Below are 16,799 nucleotides of genomic sequence, written 5' to 3'. Positions count from 1 at the left end.
CTGGTGAATGTGACAGATTCCCTACGAAGGTTTTGTGCCAACAGGACGAACTTCTCCGTCGCGGCCGGATTTCGCTGTGCCATTCGCCAAAGTTTGCTTCCATCGGATAGCTTGCTCCTACCGGCCAGTACCGGCGGTGGGGCCGATCGGGTGAGGGCGATCAGCGAAGATCGAGGGAAGCGGGGACGACCATGCCGAAGCACCGGCCACGTCGCAAGAGTGCGCGTTCCGTTCGCCGGACCGCCGCCGCGCTCGCCGGTGGCGCGCTCGTCGTGCTGCCCACGCTGACCGCGGGCGGCCTGCCCGCGCCGGTCGTCGTGGCGACCACCGGGGACGCGCTGCTGCCCGGCCAGGCCGCGCCGCTGCAGCAGCCGAACATCGTCATGCCGCCGGTCGCGGTCGACGGCAGCCTGCCGCAGCCGCCCGTGCCGATGCCGCTGATCGTGCCGGGCGGGCACGCCGGCTCCGCGGGCATCTCCGGTCCGCTCGGCATCCCGGCCAGCATGCTCAAGGCGTACAAGAACGCCGCCGACATCCTGAACAAGGAACAGCCGGGCTGCCACATCGACTGGGCGCTGATCGCGAGCATCGGCCGCATCGAGTCGAACCACGCCCGCGGCGGGTACGTCAACGCGGCCGGCGACACGCTGGAGCCGATCCTCGGCCCGGTGCTCAACGGCGCGGGCGCGTTCGCCGCGATCCCGGACACCGACGGCGGCAAGTACGACGGCGACGCGCTGTGGGACCGCGCGGTCGGCCCGACGCAGTTCATCCCGGCGACCTGGCGCGGCTACGCCTCCGACGGCAACGGCGACGGCGTCTCGAACCCGAACAACATCTACGACGAGACCCTGGCCAGCGCGCGGTACCTGTGCTCGGGCGGGCTCGACCTCTCGACGGACGCCGGCCAGCGCGTCGCCGTCCGCCGCTACAACAACTCCCAGTCCTATGTGGACACCGTGCTGGCGTGGGCCACGGCCTACCGCGGCGGGGTGGCGCAGCTGCCCGACAGCGACGTCCCGATCGGCACGCCGAGCGCCCCGGACAACGCCGCAGCCGGCGGCCCGGTCGGCGTCCCCGCCCCGCCCGCTCCGCCGGTGGTCACCGGCCCGCCGGGGTCGCTCCCGCTGCCGGGCACGTCGACGACGCCGACCACTTCGACGTCCCCGACGTCCCCGGCGACGTCGACCACCCCGACGACGTCGACCCCGCCGGCCTCCACCACGCCGACGACGCCCACCACGCCGCCGTCGACCACGAGCACGACCCCGCCGCCGTCGACCACGGCGACGACCCCGGCCGGCTCGGCGGAGACGCCCACCGAGACCACCACCACGACCAGCCCGACGGGCTGAGCGCGGTGGAGCCGTTCCTGGTGCACATCCGCTGCGACACCGACGGCTACACCCACGCCGTCACCGAGGACGAGTTCGCGACGGGCCGCCACGGCGGCCGGTTCCGCGCGATCTGCGGGCACGTCGTGCTCGCGGCCCCGATGATCGAGGCCCCGGGCCGCTTCGACCCGACGTGCCGCGACATCCTGCGCGGCGACACGACGCCGGCCGAGCCGTCGGTGCCGGCGCAGGAACGCCGCCGGTCGCGGTGGCTGCGCACCACGCGCCGCTAGACCTCGGCGCCGGTGGTCGTGAGTGGCAATGAGGGTTCTAATCCGAATTACCACTCACGAGGGCCTGAATGCCGTCGAGCATGCGGTGCAGCCCGAACTCGTAGGCCGCTTCGCCCTGGGCCGCCGCCGTCCCGTCGAAGCCGCCGCCCAGCCAGGCGCGGTTGATCGCCGGGTGGCCCTCGACCGTGAAGTGGTTCTCCCAGAACGACGATCGCTGGTGCCACCAGGCCTCGGTGGACTGTCCCGTGCTGCGCTCCAGGCGGGTGTTCTCCGCGCCCATGGCCGCGTTCGCGTCGACGTACGTGCCGATCCCGTTGGCCGCCGCGACGGCGTCCCGCGGCGGCAGGCCCAGACCGTCCATGATGGACAGCAGGTACTCCTGGCCGGCCAGCTGCCCGGGGCCCAGCGGCGGCCGCACCCGCGAGACCTCGCACAGCCACGGGTGGTTCCGGTAGGCGTCGCCGGTCCGCGACGCGTACAGCGCCACCTGCTCGCGCCAGCCGGCCGGGCGCGGCTCGCCCGGCCCGGGCAGCCGCCGCTCGACGAGCACGTCGTCGACCATCAGGTCCACCAGCTCGGTCTTGCCCGGCACGTACGTGTAGAGCGTCATCGTGCCCGCGCCGAGCTCCTTCGCGACGCGGTGCATCGACGCGGCCGCGAGCCCGTCGGCGTCCGCGACCGTGATCGCCGCCGCGACGATCCGCTCGACCGTCAGCGTCGGACGGCGGCCCCTCGTCGGTTCGGCACCGCCGCCCCGGGCGCGCCAGAGCAATCCGAGCGTGCGGTCGATGTTCTCGGCACCACTGCGTTCGGCGGTCATGCGCTCCCCTCGCTCCTCCCGGATCTTACCGGCGAACCGCCCTCACCTGGCACTTCAGGACGTTGGTCCCGTGAATCCAGACGCGCGTCCACCTACCCTGGACCACATGACCGGACGCAAGCCGCCCAAGGTCTCCTTCCGCTGGTGGGTCGACCGCCAGATCAGCGAAGCGCGCGACCGCGGGGAGTTCGACGACCTGCCCGGCACCGGCAAGCCGCTGCCGCCGCCCCACCGGCAACGACGCCGCGACCGACTGGGTCCTGCGGCGGGTCCGGGCCGAGGGCCACGACACCGCGGCGTTGCTGCCGCCCGCGCTGGCGCTCAAGCGCGAGGTGCAGGACCTGCCCGGCACCGTCGCCGGCGAGCGGACCGAACGGCGGGTGCGGGAGCTCGTCGACGACCTCAACGAACGGATCCGCCAGGCCTACCGCAACCACCTGTCCGGCCCGCCGCTCACCGTCGCGCCGGTCGACGTCGAAGAAGCGCTCGAGGACTGGCGCCGCTCACGCGCCACGCCGTAACCACGCGCGTTCCGCCGCGCTCCACGCGGTCGTCGTGAGCAGGTAGATCCCGGCGGCCTGCGGCACGACGAGCGTCGCGAGCACCGTGCCGTAGGGCAGCAGCCGCAGCAGCTTCCCGCCCGGCACCTCGGCCGCGCCGGCCGCGCGCTGCCGGTCCTGCCAGCGCACCGAGAACCACGCGACGACGGCGAGCCCGGCCGCGATCACGAAGACGAGCGGGCTGCCGGCCAGGCCGTGCGCGCCCAGCGGCGTGCCGAACAGCGTCGCGCCGAGCAGCGAATTGGGCTCGCCTCCGATCGTCGCCGTCGTGAAGACGCGGTACATCACCATGAAGAACGGCAGCTGCGCCAGCATCGGCAGGCAGCCGACGAACATCGACGTGCCGGTCTCCTGCTGCAGCTTCGTCATCTCCGCGGCCAGGCGCTCCCGGTCACGGCCGTGCTTGGTCTGCAGCGCCTTGATTTCGGGCATCAGGACCGCCCGGGCGCGCTCGCCGCGAGCCGCCGCGCGGGCGAACGGGTGCAGCAGCAGCCGCACGGACAGGGTGAACAGGACGATGGCCAGCACCGCCGGGAGGGGGTTCAGCCAGTGGATCAGGTGGTACGCGCCGGAAACGGGCACGTCGAGAAAGCCGAACATGGGCAGCACTCCGCATGAGTGAGAAGGAGAAGGGCAGGCGGAATGGCTGCGTGAAAGGGTTTTACGCAGCCGGGCTGCGTAAACCGGGTGCTCGTGGCCTGCTGCGTCCGGGTGCTCCTGGGTCGCGGAGCCGGATGGACTCGGCCCGGCGGGCGCGGCGGCGAGCGGCGGCGACGCGGCTGCGCGCCGGCACCGACCAGAGCGCGAGCTCGCTGCGCTGCGTACTGCCGACCAGCAGGACGACCAGGAGGCTCGCGGCGGCGAGGGAGGCGAAGGCGACCAGCGCGGTGGGGCTGATCAAGACGGGGAACGCCAGCTCGAGCACCGTGTTCACGGCGGCCGCCCCCTTCCTTCCGCTCCCAGCGTAGCCGAAGTGCTAACAGCCCGATGGGCTGTAACCTGGTTCGATGAGAGGCCCATTGCTCGCGGTGCCGATTCTGGCGCTGCTTCTGCTGTTCACCGTCCCGTGGTGGACGCTCGTTCTCGCGCCGGAGTGGGGTACCGCGGGCTTCATCGCCGGCACCGCGCTCTTCGCGCTGGGCCTGGTGACGATGCCGGTCGCGATGGTCTTCGGCCACGGCAAGCGCCAGCGCGACGGCGGTGCCCGCCTCGGCGACACGCTGCTCGCCGTCAGCTGGGTGCTGTTCACGTGGTCCGTGCTGAGCCTGGTGCTGCGCGTCGCGCTGCTCGGCGTCGACGACCCGGCGCGGTCGCGGATCGTCGCGGGCGCGGCGGCGCTCGTCGCCGTCTCCTTGCTGGTGTACGGCAACCGCGTCGCGATGCGCGTGCCGCCGGTGAAGGCGACCGACGTCGTCATCCCGCGGCTCGGCCCGGCGCTCGACGGCCTGCGCGTCGCGGTGCTGACCGACACCCACTTCGGCCCGATCGACCGCACGAAGTGGTCGGAGAAGGTCGTCGCGGCGGTGAACACGCTGGACGCGGACGTCGTCTGCCACGCCGGCGACCTCGCGGACGGCTCGGTGGCGCGGCGCCGCAAGCAGGTCGACCAGCTCGGCGGCGTCCAGGCCAAGCTCGGGCGGTTCTACATCACCGGCAACCACGAGTACTTCGGCGAGGCGCAGGGCTGGCTCGACCACATGGCCGGGCTCGGCTGGGACCCGCTGCACAACCGCTCGACGCTGCTGGAGCGCGGCGGTGACCGGATCGTGTTCGCCGGTATCGACGACCCGACGGGCGCGTCGTCCGGCCTGCCCGGCCACGGCCCCGACCTGCCCGCGGCGCTCGACGGCGTGCCGTCCGAGGTGCCGGTGGTGCTGCTCGCGCACCAGCCGAAGCAGGTCGTGCAGGCCCGGGAAGCGGGCATCGACCTGCAGATCTCCGGACACACGCACGGCGGCCAGATCTGGCCGTTCCACTTGCTGGTGCGGCTGGACCAGCCGATGCTGTCCGGCCTCAAGCGGTTCGGCCCGACCCAGCTCTACAACAGCCGGGGTACCGGGTTCTGGGGCCCGCCGTTCCGGGTCTTCGCGCCCAGCGAGATCACGCTCCTCACGCTGCGCCGCGCCTGACCGAACGCCACATTGGGTGCGTCCAGCGCACCCAACGCCACATTGGGGCGCATGGTCGCTACCGACAAGTTTTTTTGTCTTGACAGTTTTTGTACTCGGGTGCCAGGCTGTGCGCCATGACCACCACCCTGAGCCCCGCCCGCACCGCCGCGACGCCGGACGGCCGGACCCGCGCCCTGCTCGCCTGCGGCGTCCTCGCCGGGCCCGTCTTCGTCCTGACCGGGCTGGTCCAGGGACTGACGCGAGCGGGCTTCGACCTCACCCGGCACCCGGCGAGCCTGCTGTCGAACGGCTCGCTCGGCTTCATCCAGATCACGAGCTTCCTGGTCAGCGGCCTGCTGACGATCGCGGCCGCCGCCGGGATCCGGCGGGCGCTCCCCGGCCGGTGGGGCCCGGGACTGCTCACGGTCTACGGCGTCGGCCTGCTCTGCGCCGGCGTCTTCCGGGCCGACCCGCAGGACGGCTTCCCGCTCGGCACGCCCGCCGGGCCGCCGGCGTCGGTGAGCTGGCACGGCACGCTGCACTTCGTCTGCGGCGGCCTCGGCTTCGCCGGCCTGATCGCGGCGTGCTTCGTCATCGGCTCGCACCTCACACGGGGGCGGGCCTGGTACTCGCGGATCACCGGCGTGCTTTTCTTCCTCGGCTTCGCGGGCGTAGCGTCCGGTTCGACGAGCCCGGCCGTGACGCTCGATTTCTGGGCGGCGGTCACCGTCGCCTGGCTCTGGCTCGCGACGACGTCAGCCCACCTGGCGCGGCGCTGAAACCCCTACCGGACAAGGAGAAGTCCCCATGAGCACGACGGTTTCCGCGGACGGCACCAAGATCGCCTACACCCGCGCCGGGTCCGGCCCCGCGCTCGTCCTGGTGGACGGCGCGATGTGCTACCGCGGGTCGTCCCCCAACGACGACCTGGCGAAGGAGCTGGCCGCGCACTTCACGGTCTACACCTACGACCGCCGAGGCCGCGGCGAGAGCACCGACACGACGCCGTACGCGGTCGAGCGCGAGGTCGAGGACCTCCACGCGCTGGTCGGGGCAGCGGGCGGTACGGCGCTGTTGTTCGGCATCTCCTCGGGCGCCGCGCTGGCGCTGGAAGCGGCGGACCGCGGGCTCCCGGTGACGAAGCTGGCGCTGTACGAACCGCCGTTCATCCTCGACGACACCCGCAAGCCGGTCCCGGCCGACTACCCGACCCGCCTGGACGAAGCCGTGGCGGCGGGCAAGCGAGGCAAGGCGGTCAAGATCTTCATGAGGGAGGGCGTCGGCCTGAGCAGCGGCGTGGTCGCGATGATGCGGATCATGCCGTTCTGGTCGAAGCTCAAGCGAGTGGCCCACACCCTCCCGTACGACACGGCGGTGGTCGGCGACCACCAGTCGGGCGAGCCACTGCCGTCCCCGGCGTGGCCGCAGGTGAAGATCCCGACGGTGACCATCGACGGCGGCAAGAGCCCGGAGTGGATGCGCAACGGAGTGGCGGCGCTGGCGAAGGCCCTGCCGGCAGCGGACCACCGGACACTGGCGGGCCAGACACACATCGTGAAGGCCGCGGCGCTGGCCCCGGTGCTGACGGACTTCTTCCGGAGCTAGGAGAGCACCCGCGCCCAGACGGGAAATGGCGGCGGCTCTGGCTCGTCCACCCCGTCCGGCGCGTCCTCCAGCTCACTCCAGAGAACGGCGCCCGGATGCGGGTCGGCGAGGAACGCGTCGACGATCGGCGTCAGGTCGCCGGCCAGCCGATATGAGCCGCCGAAGGGCAACGCCTCCGGGGCACGCGAGGAGACCGAGCACCGGAGCGCCCCGACCTGCTCGTCGTGCCAGACGTAGAAGGTCACGCCGGTCAGGCGGCCGGCGAGCACCTCGGTGAGCGCTTCGAACGCGGCAACGACCTCCCCGGTGGGCACCGCCACCGGGCCGGCGCTCAGCGACCAGGTGTTGTGCCGCGTTTCCGCGATGGGATCCGCGGGCTCCACCAGGAACTCCTCGGCGCCCAGCTCGGCGATCCAGGTCAGCAGCACGCCGGAAGTCTGCCATCGCCGCGATTACCGGTGGACGGGCCCGGGAACATGGTCACCATGAGCCCGTCCATCCGGATCGTCGAAGCCGACATCACCACCCTCGACGTCGATGTCGTCGTCAACGCCGCCAACTCCTCGCTGCTGGGCGGGGGCGGCGTCGACGGGGCCATCCACCGCAAGGGCGGGCCCGCGATCCTCGCCGCGTGCCGCGAACTGCGGGCCGGGCACTACGGGTGGGGGCTCAAGACCGGGCAGGCCGTCGCCACCACCGCCGGGGACCTGCCCGCGAAGTGGGTCGTGCACACCGTCGGGCCCGTGTGGTCGGCCACCGAAGACCGGTCAGGACTCCTCGCCGACTGCCACCGGAACTCGCTGAAGGTCGCCGACGAACTCCAAGCCAAGACCATCGCGTTTCCCGCCATTTCCACCGGGATCTACCGCTGGCCGATGGAGTCCGCCGCCGAGATCGCGCTCGCCACCGTCCGCGGAACAGCGACCGGCGTCGAAGAAATCGTCTTCGCGCTTCGCGGTGACGAAGCCGTCCGGGCCTTTCGCGCGCGTCACAACTCCCTTGCCTGAGCGATCACCCAGCGGGCAGGGTGCAGGCGTGCCCACTCGCGCTCTGGTCTTCGACTTCGACGGCACGCTCGCCGACACCGAGTCCGCCGTCCTCGCCTCCTGGCAGGAGACCTTCCGCGACCACGGCGTCGAGCTGCCGCTCGAAGCCTGGTACGCCGTGATCGGCACCCAGCACACCACGAACGCGATGTTCGCCCTGCTCGCCGAGCGAGTCCCCGGCGTCGACACCGAGGCGCTGCGCCCGATCACGAAAGCCCGGGTGCTCAAGCTCCTCGAGACCCTCGGGCCGCGTGACGGCGTCCTCGGCTACCTCGACTCCGCGCGGGACCACGGCCTGAAGCTGGCCGTCGCGTCCAGCTCGTCCGGGGGCTGGGTGCTCCCGCACCTCGAACGGCTCGGCATCGCGGGCTACTTCGACGCCGTCTGCACCGGTGACCGGCACGCCGCCAAGCCCCGGCCCGACCTCTACCTCGCCGCCCTGGACGCGCTGGGCGCCGACGCCGGCGACGCCATCGCCTTCGAGGACACCCCGCACGGCGTGACCTCGGCCAAGGCGGCCGGGCTGACCTGCGTCGCGGTGCCCAACGCGATCACCGAGAGCCTCGACTTCGGCGCGGCGGACGTCGTCCTGCCGTCCTTCACGGCGAAGCCGCTCAAGGCGCTTCTCAGCCGTTAAGGAGCGACACGACCAGCCGGTCGAGGAACGGCAGCTGGCCCTTGAGCAGCTTCTCCCGGGCGACGTCGAGGGTGAACCACTCGACGCGGTCCAGCTCGGGGAACTCCTGCTGCTTGCCCGAGCGCGGCGGCCACTCCATGGTGAACGTCCCGGGCACGACGGCCGCCGGGTCGAGGTCGGCCTCGACCGCCCACGCCGTGACGACCTTGCCGCCCGACTGCTTGATCTCGCCGAGCGGCACGTAGTCGCCGTCGGGCGCGGGCAGGCCCAGCTCCTCCCGGAACTCGCGCCGCGCCGCGTCCTCCGGGGGCTCGTCCTCGTCGAGCTCGCCCTTCGGCAGCGACCACGAAGCCGCATCCTTCTTCGCCCAGAACGGCCCGCCCATGTGCCCGAGCAGCACTTCGACGTCGTCGCCCCGCCCGCGGTGGAGCAGGAGCCCGGCACTGCGTTTGCCCGCCATCGGCCCAGTCTGCCGAAACCCGTCCGCGGCTCAGAAGCCGCCCTGGGCGGCCGCCAGGTCGGACCGCGCCATCACGTGTTCCATCAGGCTGGTCAGCACCTGCTTCGTCGACTCCCGCTCCCGCGCGTCGCACAGCAGCAGCGGGACGTCCATGCCGACGTCGAGCGCCTGCCGGACCTCCTCGGTGCCGTAGCGGTAGCCGCCGTCGAAGCAGTTCACGCCGACCACGAACGGCAGGTTGCGGCGCTCGAAGAAGTCCACCGCGGCGAAGCAGCTGTCGAGGCGCCGGGTGTCGGCCAGCACGACGGCGCCGAGCGCGCCCTCCGCCAGCTCGTCCCACATGAACCAGAACCGGTCCTGCCCGGGCGTGCCGAACAGGTACAGGATCAGGTCGGGGTTGATCGTGATGCGGCCGAAGTCGAGCGCGACCGTCGTGGTGGTCTTCTGCTCGACGCCCGAAAGGTCGTCCACGCCCTCGGACGCGGTCGTGATGACTTCCTCGGTGCGCAGCGGCGGCACTTCGCTCACCGAACCGACCATCGTGGTCTTGCCGACCCCGAAGCCGCCGGCGATCAGCACCTTGACCGCGGTCGCGGTCAGGTTGCGCCGGGGTTCAGAGTTTCCGGATGCCATCAAGAACCGCCTGGAGTACGTGTTTGTTGGGGGTTTCGTTCACCGGCGCCGCGGTACGGAACAGCACCAGGTTCTGCTCGATGAGGTCGCTGAGCATCACCTTGACCACGGGCAACGGCAGATCGACCCGCGCGGCCACCTCGGCCACCGAGACCGGCCGCTGGCACAGCGCGACGATGCGGGCGTACTCGGGTTCGAGCATGCCCGCCTCGTGCGCCGTGCGCAGAGCGACGACCAGGGTGATGAGGTCGAGCCCCAGGGTGTCGGACCGCGTGCGCCCACCCGTGACGGCGTAGGACCGGACCAGGGGGCCGGCCTCGTCGTCGAACCAGGCTTCGTGCTTGGCACTCATGTCGTCGTGGGCAGGACGCCGGCGCCGGTCCGCGGGGCGGAGGTGAGCACCTGGCCGACCCGCTTCACCATCAGGTTCATCTCGTAGGCCACGAGGCCCATGTCCGCGTCCTCCCGGGCGAGCAGGGCGAGACAGGCACCGCGCCCGGCCGCCGTCACGAACAGGAACGCGTGGTCCATCTCGACCATCGTCTGACGGACGTTACCGCCGCCGAAGTGCCGCCCGGTACCGCGCGCGAGACTCTGGAACGCCGAAGCCACCGCCGACAGGTGTTCGGCGTCCTCTTCGGTGAGGTTCCCGGACCGCCCGATGAGCAGGCCGTCCGAGGACAGCACCACGGCGCGGTCCGCTCCGGCGACCCGCTTGACGAGGTCGTCCAGCAGCCAGTCGAGCTCACTGACGCCTGAGTTGGCCATTACTCGCGCTCTCCGTACGTGTCGTCGTTCTCGGCGGGTTCCGCGTCCCGGGCCCGGCGGGTGCCCTGCTGGAACGCGGACAGCCGACTGCGGGCTGCTTCCGGTGAGTCGAGCCTGACCTCTTCCCGCTCCTGCTGTACAGGCCTATCTTCCCTCAACTGGGGAACGAGGCTCTGCTGACGTCGCCGTTGCGGCAGCGGCGGGCGGCCGGGGGCCTCCGGACGCCGTGGCTGCTGGGGCCGGGATTCCGACACCGCGGGCCGGGGCTCCTGCCGGGGCTCCTGCGGCGGCCACACCGGCTGCTGCGCGGCCGGGCGGGCCGGGCGCGAGCGGACGGGGGGCGCGGGCGGCCGGGCCGACGCCACCGGCTGGGCCTGGGTCGGCTGGCTGGACGGCTGGCTCACCGGCTGGATCTGGGTGGGCTGGCTGACCGGCTCGGAGACGGTCCCGACCGGCACCGGCGTCGGCTCGGACGGCGGCTGCGCCGGGGCCGGCGCGATCACCGGGGCCGGCTGCGTGGGCATCGGCGGCGGATCGGTGCGGTGGCGGGCCGGGCGGCGCGGCTGCCGCCGCAGCTGCCGGACCTCGTCGTTCGGCGGCTCGGTCTCGCCCGGGTTCGGCACCAGTTCCGGCTTCGGCGGGGTGATCGGCTGCTCCGGCTCGAGCTCGGCGAGCGGGGCGAGCAGGTCGGTGCGGACCAGGACGATGGCCCGGGTGCCGCCGTAGGCCGACTCGCGCAGGTGCACCTGGATGCCGTGCCGCGCGGCCAGCCGCGCGACCACGAACAGGCCCAGGCGCGGCTCGTCGGACAGCGCCATGATGCCGAAGTCCGGCGGGGCGGCCAGCAGCGTGTTGATCTCTTCGGTCTGGTCCGGCTCGAGCCCGAGGCCCTGGTCCTCGACCTCGATCACGACGCCCTTGCCGACCACGTTGCCGCGGACCTCGACCCGCGACTGCGGCGGCGAGAACGACGTCGCGTTGTCGATCAGCTCGGCCAGCAGGTGCACGAGGTCGCCGACGACCGGGCCGCGGATGGCGATCTGCGGCAGCGCCGCCGTCTTCACCCGGGCGAAGTCCTCGGTCTCGGCGGACGCGCCGCGGACCAGCTCGGCCAGCCCGACCGGGTTGCGCCACTGCCGGCCCGGCTGCCCGCCGCCGAGGATGATCAGGTTCTCGGCGTTGCGGCGGGCGCGGGTGGAGAGGTGGTCGAGCTGGAACAGCGTGTCCAGCTGCTCCGGGTCCTCCTGCTTGCGCTCGGCCTGGTCGAGCACCTTGAGCTGGCGGTGCACGATGACCTGGCTGCGGTGGGCGATGTTGAGGAACACCGCCTTGGTGCCCTCGCGGATCTTCGCCTCGTCGATGGCGGCCGCGATGGCGGTCTGCTGCGCCTTGTTGAACGCGTCGGCGACCTGGCCGATCTCGTCGGTGCCGTGGTCGAGGAAGTGCCCGCCCTCTTCGAGGTCGACGGGCTCACCCGCCTGGACCCTGGCGACCAGCTCGGGCAGCCGGACCTCGGCCGCGTCGAGGGTGTCCTCGCGCAGCCGGTGCAGCCGGCCGATGAGCCGGTTCGACAGCCGGACGGCGACGAAGACGACGAAGACCGCGAACAGCACGGCGATCACACCGGCGATCAGCGACTCGGTGAACGTCGAGTCGGCGTCGTCGATCGCGGCCTGGCTCGCGCTGGCGCTCTGCGCGACGAAGATGCCCGACAGGGCGTCGCCGACCTGTTTCGCGGCGGCGCGCCACTGGTCCTGCGCCACCGGCAGCTTGGTCAGGTCACCGCGCAGGAACGCGGTCTCGACCTGGTTCACGATCTGCCACGGCTGGCTCGCCAGCAGCTGGTCGTACTTGGCCTTGACGTCGGGGATCATCTTCGGCGCCGACGCGTCGAGCTGCGCGTGGTAGGCACCGACCTGGCCGACGTAGGTGCGGAAGTCGTCGTTCGTCAGCCCGCCCGCGGCCAGCCCGGCGGCCGCGAGCGCGTCACTGCGCTGCATCGCTTCCGCCGCGGTGAACATCGGGATGGCGGTCAGCCGGTCGAACGCGTTCTGCGCGCCACGCGCGTTCTGCGCCAGCCCGGCCAGGCCGTCGGTGAACTGGTCGATGATCTTGTTGTAGAAAGCGAACGCCTGGCTGATCTGGATCTGCCCGCTGTCGACCGCCTGGCGCGTCTGCGGCAGCTGCTGGTAGAGCCCGAAGAACGTGGTGATGTTCTTCTGGACACTCGGCGGGGTGTCGTCGTAGCCGGCGAAGCTGTCCTTGAGGTACTCGATCGTCTTCGCGGCGTTCTGGTCCGTCTTCGGGCGGACGGCCGCGAGCACCGCGCGCTGGTTGCCCTGGCCCGCGAGCAGGCTCAGGGTCGCCAGGCGCTCCTGCTGCAGCGCGCCGAAGAACGGGATAGACGGCGCTTCCGAGCCGCGGATCCGGTTCACGTAGTCACGGCCCGTGACGGCGTCATAGATCAGGTAACCTGCGAGAGCCACGCCGACGAGCAACAGCGCGACACTGGGGATGAGCGCGATCGTGAGGACGCGCTTCCGAATCGAGGATCCCCGGTTGCGTCGAAGAGAAATCTGCTTCACCTGGGTCCGTTTTCCTTCCGGCAGTACATGGTTTCGGGTCGCCCGAGGCGGTCAACACCCGGATTCCGACCAGCCGGATCAACATCACCGTGGTCTGCTTCGCCCGCGACGACGTTAGGCAGCCCTTCAGGGCACGTCAAGTCCGTGGCGATAACCGTGATCTTGGAAACGGTGACCTGCTCACACTTGTTGCCCGTGCTTGGAAAGTCCACCACCGAAAGTCGTGACGTTCGTCCCAGGACGGCTTCCGTTTCACGCCACGGGCGCACGCTGTGATCGGACACTGTCGAACCAGTCGCCGCACCAGGGTGCGCTACGTACAGCGGCGCCGAATCGTTCGGTGAGAAACATCACGAGTGTGCCACGCCCAGGCCGCATCGTCACTTCGTTCGGGCCCGCGGGCGGCCGGAATGCGGAAATGCACACGATTCGCGAGCGGTGCCACGGATTCACCGGAGTGCGGGCCGGAATTCCCGCTATTCCGCGTAGCGTGAGTTCGACCAGCCCGAGGCAGGTCCGGAACCGGTTCCGGAAGCCGATACCGCGACGCTGCTCCGAATGGAATAGCGCGTCGTCGAAGAATTCGATTACCGGACGGCGACGAGACAGAGCGTTCTCTATGCTCGGGGCATGAGCACCACCGGACGCCGGTCCGCGGCCCGGGACCGCCTGCTGGAGACGGCGTCGCGCGTCTTCTACACGCGCGGGATCCACGCCGTCGCCGTCGACGAGGTGATCGAGGCGGCCGACGTCAGCCGCGCCACCTTCTACCGGCACTTCCCCGGCAAGGAAGACCTGGTCGAGGCCTACCTGGCGGCGGAGGACACGGCGATCCGCGCGCGTGTCGCGGAAGCGGCGGAGGCGGACGTGGCGCCGGCCGAACTGGTCAAGCTGCTGGTGCTCGGCATCGGCGACGAGATCTGCGGCCCGGGGTTCCGCGGCTGCCCGTTCATCAACGCCGCCGCCGAGTACCCCGACCCGGACCACCCGATCCGCCGGGTCGTGCACGAGCACCGCACCTGGTTCCGCGAGTCGATCGCCGGGATCCTCGGCGCCACCGGCCACCCGGAACCCGGGGAAGCCGCCCGGGAGCTGACGCTGCTGCGCGACGGCGCGATGGTCGGCGGTTACCTCGAAGACGCGCCCACGGTGCGCGCGAGCCTGCTCCGCGCCGCCGAGGCCGTCTTCGGCGGCTGAAGTCCTTTCACCGCAAGGGTTTCCTCAGCCCGGGAACTCGTCGGCGAGAGTGTTCCAGAACTGCAGCTCGTAACTCTGGAACAGCCGGGCGTAGCGCAGCGCTTCGTGGACGTCGAGGCGGTGCGCGTCGATCCCGGCCTGGATCGCGGCGAGCGCCCGCTGTTCGATCTCCGGGACGTCCGCGGCGAAGAAATCGAAGAACGCGCAGGCGGCGTCGTCGAACCCGTAGTGCTCGCGCATGCCGGCCGCGACGTCGGCGCAGTACCGGCCGAAGGCGGCGAAGTTGGCGAAGATCCCGGCCGTGGCCGCCGCCTGCTCGCCGTTCAGCGCCAGCCACGCGACGTAGGCCGGGTACGCCTGGCAGCCGGCGCGCGGCTGCTCTTCGCCGTGGTCTGGACCAGCCGCGGCGATCAGCGCGTCGAGCATCAGGTGCGCCTGCTGCTCCCCCGGCGCGAGCCCGCCGAAGAACGTGCGCGCGTTCGGCTCGTCGGCCCGCGCGGCCAGCGCGTGGAAGCTCCGCCAGTCACTGAGCGTGATCCGTTTCTCCTCCGCGGCGAGCGCGGCGAACACCCGCCGCGGCGCGCGGCCGGCGGTGATCAGCGGGACCAGCCGGTTGTCGTCGTCGCGCGCGGCGAGCCCGGCCTGGATCTGGTCGAGCAGTTCACGAGCCTGCCGGGTCATCGGATCCCCTGTCGTGCGCCGGACGTGGCCCGTCCATTCAAGCGAAGTTCGCGGCCCGGCGCCCGCGTGCTACCGAGGACGGTCGTGAGGAGCTGACCGGCCGAAACCGGATGAAGGAGACATTTGACCTGGCCGCGATTCTCTATCCACCAGCCTGCGGAGCCCCTAAAGTGTGGCCATCCGGACCACCAGGAGGCCAGTGTTGACCACCCCGTCCGTCGCCGAGCAGACCGAAGGTCAGACGATCCCGCGCCTGCTGCACCGCAACGCGGTCACCTACCCCGACCTGCCGGCGATCACTTCGCTCGACATCGAGGGGCAGCCGACGCTCAGCTGGCTGGAGTTCCGCACCGCGATCGCCGAGGTGTCCCGCGGCCTGGCCGGGCTCGGGCTCGCCCCGCGCGACCGGCTGCTGATCATGGCGCCCGGCTGCCCGGACCACATCATCGCCGACCTCGCCGCGGCGCACCTGTCCGCGATCCCGTGCACGGCGTACGCCACGCTCAGCCCGGACCAGATCCGGTTCGTCGCGCGGCACAGCGCGGCGCCGGTCGTCGTGCTCGGCGGTGAGACCGAGCTGGCCCGCTGGCGGCCGGTGCTCGACGACCTCCCCGCGCTGCGCCACATCGTCGTGATGGACGAGACCGCGATCCCGGAAGGTGACGACCGGTTCGTCTCCCTGGCCGGCATCCGGGCGCGGGGCCGGGAGGCGCTGGCCGCCGACCCCGAGGTCTTCGAGCAGTCCTGGCAGGGCATCAAGCCCGACGACCCGCTGTCGATGATCTACACCTCGGGCACCACCGGTGACCCGAAGGGCGTCGTGCTGTCCCACCGCAACGCGATCCACCAGGCGTACGCGGTGACGGAGCTGCACCACCCGCCGATGCACGCGACGAACATCGCGTACCTGCCGCTCGCGCACATCGCCGAGCGGGAGCTGTCGGTCTACCTGCCGATCGTCTGGGCCGGGCACGTGCACACGCTCGCCGACCCGTCCGGTGTGGTCGGTGCGCTCGGCAAGGTGCACCCGCAGAGCTTCTTCGGCGTCCCGCGCGTGTGGGAGAAGATGGTCGCCGGGCTGAAGAACATGCTCGGCGGCGTGCCGGAGGACCGGCGCGCGGCGTTGCTCGCGGCGAACGAGCTGCTGCAGCAGGGCTACAAGCTGCGCAGCGCCGGCCAGGAGGTCCCGCCGGAGCTGGCCGAGCGGATCAAGCAGACCGACGCGGCCGCCCTCGCGCCGGTGCGGGCACTGCTCGGGCTGGACCAGGTGCTCGTCGCCTCCAGCGGCGCGGCCGCGCTGCCGGTCGAGATCATCTACTTCCTGGCGGGTCTCGGCATCGAGATCGCCGAGGTCTGGGGCCTGTCCGAGACGACCGGCGCGGCGACGTCGAACTCGGGCGCCGCGTTCCGCGCGGGCAGCGTCGGCAAGCCGCTCGCCGACGTCGACGTGCGTGTCGCCGACGACGGGGAGCTGCTGGTCCGCGGCCCGATCGTCTTCCTCGGCTACCTGCAGGAGGACGGCACGATCGCCGACGCGACCGACGCCGACGGCTGGTACGCCACCGGCGACATCGGCACGATCGACGAAGACGGCTTCGTGACGATCACCGACCGCAAGAAGGAACTGATCATCACGTCGAGCGGCAAGAACATCGCCCCGACGCGGATCGAGGGCCTGCTCAAGGAGCACCCGCTGATCGGCCAGGCCGTCGCGATCGGCGACGACCGGCCCTACGTCACGGCGCTGCTCGTCCTCGACGACGAGATCGCGCCCGGCTGGGCCGCGGCGAACGGCGTCGACGCGCAGCCCGACGAGCTGGCCGACCACCCGGCGGTGCGCGCGGAGCTGGAGCGCGCCGTCGAGTCGGCCAACAGCCGGCTGGCGCGGATCGAGCAGATCAAGCGCTACCACGTGCTGCCGAAGACGTGGACGCCCGAGTCGGGCGAGCTGACCCCGACGTTGAAGCTCAAGCGCCGCATCATCAACGACCGCTACTCGGCCGACATCGAGGCCCTCTACGCCGCCGCCCGCAACCCGGCCCCCACCGCCGGCTCCTAAGGCCCCGAAG

At 71.7% G+C, this 16,799-nt stretch carries 19 protein-coding genes and 1 pseudogene; 10 read left to right on the top strand and 10 right to left on the bottom strand.

Annotated elements, in window-relative coordinates; genetic code table 11:
• The first annotated feature begins 191 nt into the window (after positions 1-191).
• Together ACLJQZ_RS33280 and ACLJQZ_RS33275 are read left to right on the top strand one after the other, a co-directional pair.
• On the top strand, positions 192-1,355 hold the full coding sequence (locus tag ACLJQZ_RS33280) for a lytic transglycosylase domain-containing protein (RefSeq protein ID WP_410623779.1): 1,164 nt from the start codon (positions 192-194) through the stop codon (positions 1,353-1,355).
• 5 nt (positions 1,356-1,360) lie between these two features.
• Positions 1,361-1,627 carry a hypothetical protein gene (locus ACLJQZ_RS33275; protein WP_247056913.1) on the top strand — a complete coding sequence of 89 codons (267 nt, stop codon included), beginning with the start codon at positions 1,361-1,363 and terminating at the stop codon, positions 1,625-1,627.
• A gap of 37 nt (positions 1,628-1,664) precedes the next feature.
• Here the strand turns inward: ACLJQZ_RS33275 and ACLJQZ_RS33270 are convergent, their stop codons facing one another.
• Positions 1,665-2,447, bottom strand: a complete 783-nt coding sequence (locus ACLJQZ_RS33270; protein WP_410623778.1) for a TetR/AcrR family transcriptional regulator C-terminal domain-containing protein — start codon at positions 2,445-2,447, stop codon at positions 1,665-1,667.
• Positions 2,448-2,553: 106 nt separating this feature from the next.
• On the opposite strand from ACLJQZ_RS33270, the pseudogene ACLJQZ_RS33265 reads away from it, so the two are divergent.
• Positions 2,554-2,968, top strand: a pseudogene (locus ACLJQZ_RS33265) (DUF1992 domain-containing protein).
• On the opposite strand, the gene ACLJQZ_RS33260 reads toward ACLJQZ_RS33265, so the two are convergent.
• Positions 2,951-3,607: a YidC/Oxa1 family membrane protein insertase gene (locus ACLJQZ_RS33260; protein WP_410623777.1), complete on the bottom strand. Its 657-nt coding sequence runs from the start codon at positions 3,605-3,607 to the stop codon at positions 2,951-2,953. The pseudogene ACLJQZ_RS33265 and the gene ACLJQZ_RS33260 overlap by 18 nt on opposite strands.
• A 61-nt stretch (positions 3,608-3,668) precedes the next feature.
• Positions 3,669-3,941, bottom strand: a complete 273-nt coding sequence (locus tag ACLJQZ_RS33255) for a DUF6412 domain-containing protein (protein ID WP_410623776.1) — start codon at positions 3,939-3,941, stop codon at positions 3,669-3,671.
• Positions 3,942-4,014: 73 nt separating this feature from the next.
• Here ACLJQZ_RS33255 and ACLJQZ_RS33250 point away from each other — a divergent pair, with 73 nt between their 5' ends.
• The 3 genes from ACLJQZ_RS33250 (at position 4,015) to ACLJQZ_RS33240 (ending at position 6,723) form a co-directional block, all read left to right on the top strand.
• Entirely contained in the window at positions 4,015-5,136 is a 1,122-nt protein-coding gene (locus ACLJQZ_RS33250; protein WP_410623775.1) for a metallophosphoesterase, read from the top strand.
• Positions 5,137-5,252: 116 nt separating this feature from the next.
• On the top strand, positions 5,253-5,897 hold the full coding sequence (locus ACLJQZ_RS33245) for a DUF998 domain-containing protein (RefSeq protein WP_410623774.1): 645 nt from the start codon (positions 5,253-5,255) through the stop codon (positions 5,895-5,897).
• 28 nt (positions 5,898-5,925) lie between these two features.
• Positions 5,926-6,723 carry an alpha/beta fold hydrolase gene (locus tag ACLJQZ_RS33240; protein ID WP_410623773.1) on the top strand — a complete coding sequence of 266 codons (798 nt, stop codon included), beginning with the start codon at positions 5,926-5,928 and terminating at the stop codon, positions 6,721-6,723.
• Here ACLJQZ_RS33240 and ACLJQZ_RS33235 read toward each other — a convergent pair.
• Positions 6,720-7,151 carry a hypothetical protein gene (locus ACLJQZ_RS33235; RefSeq protein ID WP_410623772.1) on the bottom strand — a complete coding sequence of 144 codons (432 nt, stop codon included), beginning with the start codon at positions 7,149-7,151 and terminating at the stop codon, positions 6,720-6,722. The two genes, ACLJQZ_RS33240 and ACLJQZ_RS33235, sit on opposite strands and share 4 nt — an antisense overlap.
• A 57-nt stretch (positions 7,152-7,208) precedes the next feature.
• On the opposite strand from ACLJQZ_RS33235, the gene ACLJQZ_RS33230 reads away from it, so the two are divergent.
• Together ACLJQZ_RS33230 and ACLJQZ_RS33225 are read left to right on the top strand one after the other, a co-directional pair.
• On the top strand, positions 7,209-7,730 hold the full coding sequence (locus ACLJQZ_RS33230) for an O-acetyl-ADP-ribose deacetylase (protein ID WP_410623771.1): 522 nt from the start codon (positions 7,209-7,211) through the stop codon (positions 7,728-7,730).
• A 28-nt stretch (positions 7,731-7,758) separates the two neighbouring features.
• Positions 7,759-8,406, top strand: coding sequence for an HAD-IA family hydrolase (locus ACLJQZ_RS33225; RefSeq protein WP_410623770.1), 648 nt, complete (start codon positions 7,759-7,761; stop codon positions 8,404-8,406).
• On the opposite strand, the gene ACLJQZ_RS33220 is transcribed toward ACLJQZ_RS33225, so the two are convergent.
• Genes ACLJQZ_RS33220 through ACLJQZ_RS33200 form a run of 5 tightly spaced genes read right to left on the bottom strand, consistent with a single transcriptional unit; the run spans position 8,396 to position 12,852 of the window.
• Complete coding sequence (locus ACLJQZ_RS33220; protein ID WP_410623769.1) at positions 8,396-8,866, bottom strand: NUDIX domain-containing protein; 471 nt, start codon at positions 8,864-8,866, stop codon at positions 8,396-8,398. The two genes, ACLJQZ_RS33225 and ACLJQZ_RS33220, sit on opposite strands and share 11 nt — an antisense overlap.
• 30 nt (positions 8,867-8,896) lie before the next feature.
• Positions 8,897-9,499, bottom strand: a complete 603-nt coding sequence (locus tag ACLJQZ_RS33215) for a GTP-binding protein (protein WP_410623768.1) — start codon at positions 9,497-9,499, stop codon at positions 8,897-8,899.
• Positions 9,480-9,851, bottom strand: coding sequence for a DUF742 domain-containing protein (locus ACLJQZ_RS33210; RefSeq protein ID WP_247056937.1), 372 nt, complete (start codon positions 9,849-9,851; stop codon positions 9,480-9,482). Before ACLJQZ_RS33210 ends, ACLJQZ_RS33215 begins: the two co-directional genes overlap by 20 nt.
• Positions 9,848-10,267 carry a roadblock/LC7 domain-containing protein gene (locus ACLJQZ_RS33205; RefSeq protein ID WP_247056939.1) on the bottom strand — a complete coding sequence of 140 codons (420 nt, stop codon included), beginning with the start codon at positions 10,265-10,267 and terminating at the stop codon, positions 9,848-9,850. The genes ACLJQZ_RS33210 and ACLJQZ_RS33205 overlap by 4 nt, the downstream gene beginning before the upstream one ends.
• Positions 10,267-12,852, bottom strand: a complete 2,586-nt coding sequence (locus ACLJQZ_RS33200; protein WP_410623767.1) for a nitrate- and nitrite sensing domain-containing protein — start codon at positions 12,850-12,852, stop codon at positions 10,267-10,269. Before ACLJQZ_RS33200 ends, ACLJQZ_RS33205 begins: the two co-directional genes overlap by 1 nt.
• Before the next feature lie 630 nt (positions 12,853-13,482).
• Here ACLJQZ_RS33200 and ACLJQZ_RS33195 point away from each other — a divergent pair.
• Complete coding sequence (locus ACLJQZ_RS33195; RefSeq protein WP_410623766.1) at positions 13,483-14,049, top strand: TetR/AcrR family transcriptional regulator; 567 nt, start codon at positions 13,483-13,485, stop codon at positions 14,047-14,049.
• A gap of 24 nt (positions 14,050-14,073) precedes the next feature.
• Here the strand turns inward: ACLJQZ_RS33195 and ACLJQZ_RS33190 are convergent, their stop codons facing one another.
• Positions 14,074-14,730, bottom strand: coding sequence for a transcriptional regulator (locus tag ACLJQZ_RS33190; RefSeq protein ID WP_410623765.1), 657 nt, complete (start codon positions 14,728-14,730; stop codon positions 14,074-14,076).
• A 199-nt stretch (positions 14,731-14,929) separates the two neighbouring features.
• On the opposite strand from ACLJQZ_RS33190, the gene ACLJQZ_RS33185 reads away from it, so the two are divergent.
• Positions 14,930-16,789: an AMP-dependent synthetase/ligase gene (locus tag ACLJQZ_RS33185; RefSeq protein WP_410623764.1), complete on the top strand. Its 1,860-nt coding sequence runs from the start codon at positions 14,930-14,932 to the stop codon at positions 16,787-16,789.
• Positions 16,790-16,799: the final 10 nt, after the last annotated feature.

Origin of the sequence: Amycolatopsis sp. cmx-8-4 (assembly GCF_046548675.1) — a bacterium.
Lineage (GTDB): Bacteria > Actinomycetota > Actinomycetes > Mycobacteriales > Pseudonocardiaceae > Amycolatopsis.
This window is presented reverse-complemented; position numbering and strand designations above follow the sequence as displayed.

Bases quoted from the DNA above. Each gene is read 5' to 3' on its own strand.
- ACLJQZ_RS33280 (WP_410623779.1), top strand. From the start codon at position 192: ATGCCGAAGCACCGGCCACGTCGCAAGAGTGCGCGTTCCGTTCGCCGG.
- ACLJQZ_RS33270 (WP_410623778.1), bottom strand. From the start codon at position 2,447: ATGACCGCCGAACGCAGTGGTGCCGAGAACATCGACCGCACGCTCGGA.
- ACLJQZ_RS33260 (WP_410623777.1), bottom strand. From the start codon at position 3,607: ATGTTCGGCTTTCTCGACGTGCCCGTTTCCGGCGCGTACCACCTGATC.
- ACLJQZ_RS33250 (WP_410623775.1), top strand. From the start codon at position 4,015: ATGAGAGGCCCATTGCTCGCGGTGCCGATTCTGGCGCTGCTTCTGCTG.
- ACLJQZ_RS33245 (WP_410623774.1), top strand. From the start codon at position 5,253: ATGACCACCACCCTGAGCCCCGCCCGCACCGCCGCGACGCCGGACGGC.
- ACLJQZ_RS33240 (WP_410623773.1), top strand. From the start codon at position 5,926: ATGAGCACGACGGTTTCCGCGGACGGCACCAAGATCGCCTACACCCGC.
- ACLJQZ_RS33230 (WP_410623771.1), top strand. From the start codon at position 7,209: ATGAGCCCGTCCATCCGGATCGTCGAAGCCGACATCACCACCCTCGAC.
- ACLJQZ_RS33220 (WP_410623769.1), bottom strand. From the start codon at position 8,866: ATGGCGGGCAAACGCAGTGCCGGGCTCCTGCTCCACCGCGGGCGGGGC.
- ACLJQZ_RS33215 (WP_410623768.1), bottom strand. From the start codon at position 9,499: ATGGCATCCGGAAACTCTGAACCCCGGCGCAACCTGACCGCGACCGCG.
- ACLJQZ_RS33210 (WP_247056937.1), bottom strand. From the start codon at position 9,851: ATGAGTGCCAAGCACGAAGCCTGGTTCGACGACGAGGCCGGCCCCCTG.
- ACLJQZ_RS33205 (WP_247056939.1), bottom strand. From the start codon at position 10,267: ATGGCCAACTCAGGCGTCAGTGAGCTCGACTGGCTGCTGGACGACCTC.
- ACLJQZ_RS33195 (WP_410623766.1), top strand. From the start codon at position 13,483: ATGAGCACCACCGGACGCCGGTCCGCGGCCCGGGACCGCCTGCTGGAG.
- ACLJQZ_RS33190 (WP_410623765.1), bottom strand. From the start codon at position 14,730: ATGACCCGGCAGGCTCGTGAACTGCTCGACCAGATCCAGGCCGGGCTC.